This window comes from Candidatus Cryosericum odellii (assembly GCF_003570935.1).
GTDB lineage: Bacteria > Caldisericota > Caldisericia > Cryosericales > Cryosericaceae > Cryosericum > Cryosericum odellii.
In genome coordinates this window covers 1-6894 of sequence record NZ_QXIU01000022.1, presented here as the reverse complement: position 1 = coordinate 6894, position 6894 = coordinate 1, and the positions used below count along the sequence as shown (strand labels likewise).

General features: G+C 59.1%; 6 protein-coding genes. All 6 read right to left on the bottom strand.

The genetic code is table 11. The features are described 5' to 3' along the window. Window positions 1-662 (bottom strand): SIMPL domain-containing protein (locus SMC5_RS00910; protein WP_119119217.1); only part of this gene is annotated, 662 nt, incomplete at its 3' end. A 33-nt stretch (window positions 663-695) separates the two neighbouring features. Beyond that, window positions 696-2315, bottom strand: coding sequence for a stalk domain-containing protein (locus SMC5_RS00905; protein WP_119119216.1), 1620 nt, complete (start codon window positions 2313-2315; stop codon window positions 696-698). Between the two features lie 275 nt (window positions 2316-2590). Next, the gene (locus SMC5_RS00900) at window positions 2591-4768 is read right to left on the bottom strand and encodes a xanthine dehydrogenase family protein molybdopterin-binding subunit (protein ID WP_455423442.1); all 2178 of its coding nucleotides are present in this window, start codon (window positions 4766-4768) and stop codon (window positions 2591-2593) included. Between the two features lie 43 nt (window positions 4769-4811). Next, entirely contained in the window at window positions 4812-5045 is a 234-nt protein-coding gene (locus tag SMC5_RS00895; protein ID WP_165848903.1) for a MoaD/ThiS family protein, read from the bottom strand. Further along, window positions 5035-5916, bottom strand: coding sequence for an FAD binding domain-containing protein (locus tag SMC5_RS00890; protein ID WP_119119213.1), 882 nt, complete (start codon window positions 5914-5916; stop codon window positions 5035-5037). Before SMC5_RS00890 ends, SMC5_RS00895 begins: the two co-directional genes overlap by 11 nt. Further along, window positions 5913-6752: an XdhC family protein gene (locus SMC5_RS00885; RefSeq protein WP_119119212.1), complete on the bottom strand. Its 840-nt coding sequence runs from the start codon at window positions 6750-6752 to the stop codon at window positions 5913-5915. The genes SMC5_RS00890 and SMC5_RS00885 overlap by 4 nt, the downstream gene beginning before the upstream one ends. Window positions 6753-6894 lie beyond the last annotated feature (142 nt).

The window sequence follows — 6894 nt, the reverse complement described above, 5'->3', positions numbered from 1 at the left end:
CCGGTTTCCACGGGGACGTAATCTGTAGCGCCCCCCATTCCCTGTGGACCAGCATAGACCACTGAAGGCCCGGACCAGTCTGCCGCTATCGAAACGATGTCACCCAGGGTATGAGTTGTGCCTGCCAGCGTTCCCATGGCTTTCGCCCGGGCGTTCGCCATGGCATCCTTCATCAGTCCTGCCTTCAGCTCCTCGCGATTGCTGATATCGAAGCTGACACTGTTGAAGATGTTCACCCCGGCCTTCGAAGCCGCGTCAATGATGGCCGATACGGTCTCGGGCTTAGCAGCGACGGTCACCGTGTTTGTGACCCGCCACCCTGTCGGTTTCGCCGACTTCCCACTTGAGTAGTCGAAGTTCTGGCTGACGTAGAAACTGCTGGTCTGGATGTCTTCACTCTTGACGCCGAGCGCCTTCAGGGCAGCCAGGACGCCGTTCATTGTCGCCGCGTTGTCCTGTTGAGCCTTCTGCACTGTCGCAGCGTCCGTCTGGACACCAAGGTCCACATGGGCGATATCTGGTACAAACGACTTCTGGGCCGTACCGGTAGCAGCAACAACCCTGGACACACGCGGGAGGCGTGAAATACTCAGAGCAAGCGCTGCCGCGGAACAGACGACCGTGACGACCAGCAGACCAACGATCAGTCCCTCATGCTTCATGTTACACCCCTCTCTGATGAATTAGTACTGGACTCAGGGCTTCGGGTACGTGATGTCGATGCCCTGGGTGGGAGCGTTCCAGGCGACCTGGGCACCAAATGCCTCTCCAATGAAACGAATCGGAACCATGGTCGTCCCTTTCATGTTGACAGGGATACCCTGCAATATAACCTTCTTGCCTGCAACGGATGCATAGTTGGCTCCGAGCTGAAGGCGAATCGGCAAACCCCTCAGTTCGATGTCAATGATCTGGAACACTGGGTCCCACGTGACAAGGGCTCCGAACGCTTCTCCAATGAACCGAAGCGGAACCATGACAACGCCTTTGACGTTGACAGGAACTGCATCAAGTGTCTTCCTGACATTGTTGACCATAGCGGTCTTGTTGCCTACCTGGAGACGAATCAACGTGCGCGCGACATAGGTGACTGGGATGTCGGCCTTCGCACTGTTTCCCGCTGCGTCTGTCGAGGTTATCTCGACGACGTTCAGCCCTTCCTTCGGGAACATGTACATGATGCTGAACGAACCATCCGCTGCGACGCTCACCCGTGAGCCCGCTACCGTCAGTGTCGCTCCGGCCTCAGTCTTGCCGGTGACCGCCACCTGCTGTGTCGTCACCGTCGAGTAGATCTTAGGGGACGTCAGCGCAAGCACGGGCGGCTTGGTATCAAGGGTCACATTCACACGTATCTGGCCGACATTACCTGCGACGTCCGTGGCGACGACCTGAACAACGTTGGCGCCTTCCTGAAGGCTGACACCGGCAGAGAACTCACCTGTAGGCAGGACCGTCGCGGCAATCCCATTCACTCTGACGGAACTGCCTGCTTCAGTGCGACCGGTCAGGGTCACGTGCTGAACCTTGCCCGAGCTTCCTTCTGCCGGCGAGAGAATCGTGATCTGAGGCAGCGTCGTCTTCACTTTGAAGCTCAGCGTGTTTGGATTCTCCTGGTTCCCCAGGATGTCCCGCGCATAGTACACAACCGTCGTGGTACCGTCTGGAATCTGAATGGGCGAAACATATGGTGTTTCAGCGCCACCGTTGATCCGATAGAAGACAGACAACCCTGCACTGGAACCGCCAATAATGGCGATGCTGACGATAGGATGGGTCTTGTAGTACCCGTTGAGTCCGTCAGGACTCAGGGGGGTCACCACTGCAGTCGTGCGACCAAGAGCAACAATCTGATACGTCGCGCTCGACACACTGCTACTCTCCGACGTCGTATATACTTGCAGCACAGCAGACTGGGGAGTTGACGGGTTGCGGATTCCAGCAGCCTCGTCGAATACTACCTGCACCTGAGCATTGACACCCACGCCGACCGGTACGGTGACGTCGACGCGCTGGCCAACGACTTGCACTGCAGGCGGCGTCAGTCCATTGAGGTGCACAGAACTCGGCGAGATGGTTGCGGGCAAGACGGTACCGGTGGGGAAGAGGGCGGAGACCTTCCCCTGGTTGCTTGTGAGGTCACCGGCAGGACCAGTCGTGAAGGTGACCGTATACCCAGACATCAGGCCGGCTTCGCTCGTCGTGAGCACGACCTGTGGCTGCGTTGCAGCTCTTGCCCGCGGAAGGCAGATCCCTGCAAACGAAGTCGCCAGCAATGAAACGATAATCAAGAGAAGTACATAAGTTTTGCTCATCAAGCCCCTCCTGGTCGTTGCATACAGTGTGATGGTTGCAGATCATTCTGCAATCCAAAAACAAGGAGAATCACCTTCATCTATACAACGCGAATCCCGCCGTTTGACCGATGGCTTAACTTCACACTTTATTCACAATATATCATGAACCTCCTGGACACACAAACTCAGTCATTAGACTGTTCTGTCATGCTATGAGTTCCTGACACGATTATGCAAGAAGCACCCCCGCAGAACACGAAAATCCGCGAGGGCGCTCTGAACATTGGATCCAGCTATTGGACGTCGGGATGCAGCAGGCGGTAGACGCGCTCGGGCGTCGCGGGCAACTGACGAACCCAGACACCCGTGGCATCGTGGATCGCCAGGGCAACAGCAGGAATGACGGGGACCATTACCACTTCGCCAATACCTCGCACCCCGAGGGCACTGGTTCCCTCAGGATTCTCCAGGATGATGTACTCGTGCTCGGGCACATCCTGGACGGTCGGGATGATATACGTCGAGAAGTTCTTCGTGCGCACCTGCCCCTTGGCGATCAGCGTGTCCTCAAACAAGGCGAACCCTTCGCCCTGTGCGACACCTCCGTCGATCTGGGCCTCGACCTGCTGCAGGTTGACTGTGCGTCCTGTATCCAGAGCTGTCGCGACCTTGAGCAGGTGGGTTTCGCCGGTCAGGGTGTTGACTTCTACTAACGCCGCCTGGGCGGCGAAGCTGTAGATCCAGTGTGGCAGCCCGGCAGCTCCGGGGATCTCCCGGTCGGCGGTCGGCCACACAAAGTAGCCCTCCCCGCGCAACGGCGATTCCTGTGAAAACTCCTGAGCCAGTTCCTCGTACGTCCGGAAGCCCGCCGGCGTCGTCATACCGCCGTCCCTCGCTTCACAGACCGCATCCGCTCCCGTGTGATACTTCACATCCAGCGCGCCGGCCACTTTGACACCGAAATCATGGAACGCTGCCGCGATAGCGTTCGAGGCCGTGTACATCGACCGAGAGGCAGTCGCGGGGCCGGCGTCCACCGAGCCCTCAGTCTGACCCGCGACGATATGCACACGCGACGGATGGACGTGCAGCAGGCCTGCAGCCANNAAGTTGCCGTCCCGGTCGAGATCGATGTACGCACCGCCATAATCGGGAATCCCGACCCCGAGTCCGGCTCCCTGCGGAGCAAGCGCCAGAGCGACCCCGCGCCGGAGCCATGGCCTGTCTGTCTTCTTGTACTCCTCGCGGTGCTGCCACAAGTCGGATTTCTCAATAGCGTCAAGGACGAGATCCATGGAAACACCTGTGCGCAAGGTATGGCCGATAGGGGAAACCTCGCCCTGGTGCAGGACGTTCTTCCGTCGTATTGTGACTGGATCCAGCCCCAGCTTCTCCGCCGCCTCGTCCATGTTGGATTCCAGCGCAAACAAAACCTGCGGCACGCCAAAACCACGGAACGCACTACAGACACCGTTGTTGGTGAACACCGCCCAGCCCTCGTGGCGTGTGTTGGGGACGCGGTACAGGGATGAGGCATGCTCAAGCGCAAGGTTGAGGACGGGGCCACCGAGCGACGTGTAGGCACCCTTGTCCTCGTAACAGGTGACGTCGTTGGCAAGCATTGTACCGTCGCTCTTGAAACCGGTTCTCGTGCGTACGATGAACGGATGGCGCTTCCAGCCCGACACCAGCGACTCCTCGCGTGAGAGCACAACCTTGACGGGCTTGCCCGTTTTCATGGCAAGCAGGGCAATGCCACCCTGGATGGTCAGTTCGTCCTTGCCTCCGAAACCACCACCCACTGGGTTGCTGTAGACATGGATCATCCGGGGATTCATCCCCAGGATACGGGCAAGCTGCAGCTGGTCCCGGAATGCATATTGAGAGCCTGCATACATCGACAGCGAACCGTCGGTCTCTGGAACGGCCACACCAGATTCGGTCTCCAGCGACGTATGGGCCTGACGTGGCGTCCGGTATTCATGCTCGATGACGAGGTCCGCTTCACGGAGTCCCTGCTCCACGTCGCCCTTCGTGATGAGGGTGTGCAGGCAGACGTTGCCCTTGTCATGGACCTTGGGGGCATCAGGCTTCAGCGCTTCGATGGGGTCGTCGACGACCGGCAGGACTTCGTAGTCCACCTCGACCAGAGCCGCCGCCTGTTCGGCGATGCGTTCGGTCGTGGCAGCCACCAGCGCCACAGTATCTCCCATATACCGCACCTTGTCGCCGCAAATGACCGGCATGTCGGGATCGACGATCCCGAACCCGTTGAACCCGGTCACGTCTGCCGCCGTCAGTACCGTGACGACACCGTCCAACGCCATCGCCTTGCTGATATCGACGCTTTTGATCAGGGCATGCGGGTACTTGCTGCGCACAAACCATGCAAACAACATCCCCGGAAATGAGAGGTCGGACATATACGCCGTGGTGCCGCACGCCTTGCCCTGTGCGTCGACCCTGTTCATCTGCTCGAAACGGATATCGTCCATCACATAGCTCCTTTCACGTTCAGCCACCACCGATAGGGGCTGCAAACACCAGCTCGTCGCCGTCCTGAAGGACATACTCGTCATACACGCGCTTGCCCTTCAGAATGAGGATGAGGTACGCCAGTTCCGGGCCCTTGATCCCAAGCTGTCTCACGATCTCCCCAGCCGTCGTTCCTGCAGGGAGTTCCAGCTCGTATTCGGGCGTGTCGTGGTACTGCTTATAGTCCTGAAAGAGCTTGATCTTAACGTTCATGCCAGCAGGAGGCAAGCGCTTCATAGGCGGCCTCGGCAAGAAGCCCGACAACGGCTTCCTTGCGATAGACCGCAGTTGCTCTCAGGTCATCGATGGGGGCTACTTCCTTCCAGGCCATCTGGGCGGCGCCGCGAATGGCGTCCCATGACAGGACTGGGGAGAGCCGACAGAACATCTGCTCGGTCTTGTGTGCCCGGACGACGGTCGGCGCGACCGAACCGAAGGCGATGCGGGCCTCGACGATACGGTGGTTGTTGCCGATCCTGAAATAGAAGGCCACGTTGGCAGTGGAGATCGTCATCGCCTGCCGTGCACCCAGCTTGCCAAAACCGGTCAGTTCGCCTGGCCCCGTCGCAGGGAAATGGAGCTCTGTCACGAGTTCTTCTGCGGCAAGTACGGACCGTCCCGGCCCCGTGAAGAAGTCGATGATGGGAACCTCCCGGATGCCCTTATGGCTGGCGATGGACACGACGGCATCAAGAACGATGAGCGCCGGGATCGTGTCACCCGCAGGAGACGCGTTGGCCACGTTGCCACCGACCGTCCCCATGTTGCGAATCTGAGGACCGCCGACCCGTGAAGCCGCCAGGGCCAGCGCGCAGCCGTGCTGCTGGAGGATGGGGGAAGCGCTGAGGTCCGCATGGGTGGCACAGGCTCCGACATGGACGATGCCCGACTCCTCACGCACGAAGCGAAGCTCCGCCACGCGGGAGAGGTCGACGATAACACCTTCCTTGACGAGTCCTTCTTTGAGACGCACCGTCACGTCCGTACCCCCAGACAGGAAGCGCTTGCGTGACCCGTACTGCTCCGCCAGTTTCAGCGCTTCCTTCAGGTCATGTGCTGCGTGGTACTCGAGTTCCTTGATCATGATCTACTCTCCAGAAGTCCAATGATATTCGCCCTGTTCTTCATCGAATCGGCCAGGGTGTGATCGTGACGCACGGCCACGAGTTCAACGCAGATGGCAAGTGCTATCTCCTCGGCAGTCTGGCCGCCGTGGTCGATGCCGACTGGGGCATACACGCGGGCAAGGTCTTCCCTGCCTACTCCTGCGGCCACCAGGCGGCGGAAGACCTCAAGCGTCTTCGACCGCGAACCGATCATCCCGATGTAACGGTTGTCCACCTTGCGCTCCAGAAGTGCCTGCAGCACTCGCTCGTCGCTCACGTGTCTGTCCGTGAGAATGACATGATATCCTTGCGAGCCATAGGCGGTCGTCTGAACCAGTTCTACGAACTCGCCGGTCAGAAAGTGGTGTGCGTCGGGGAAACGAGCAGGGGTGGCAAAATCCGGCCGATCGTCCAGCACCGTCACTTCGAACCCGACAAGAGACGCGAATGTCGCCAGAAAACGGCCGACGTGCCCGGCACCGTAGATATAGAGAAGCGGACGGCTGCCCACGTACTCTATGTAGAGTGTGACCTGACCGCCGCACAGCATGCCGAGGCTGTCCTCGCCATTCTGGCTCAGATCGAAGCTGACGACACGTGATTTTCCTTCGGCAATGGCATCGCGAGCGGCCCCCAGAACAGTCAATTCAAGCTTGCCGCCGCCGACGGTCCCACGCTGGGCACCGTCGGGCAGGACGACCATCTTGAAATTGGTGCGTCCAGGAGAAGAACCCTGTGCGTTGATGACCGTGCAGATGGCGAACTCACGACCCTCCTGTTCGAGCTTTGCTATGTATTGATAGATGGAATCCATCAGACCTCCCTGGTGAATGTTTCCGCAGATTTGAGACACTCGAGGACACGGTCATACTCCTCAGGAGTATCCATGTCCAGGAGCATGCCACGATCATCGACGCGAACCAGCTTCGTGGTGGACGCATGGAGCGTCATGAACT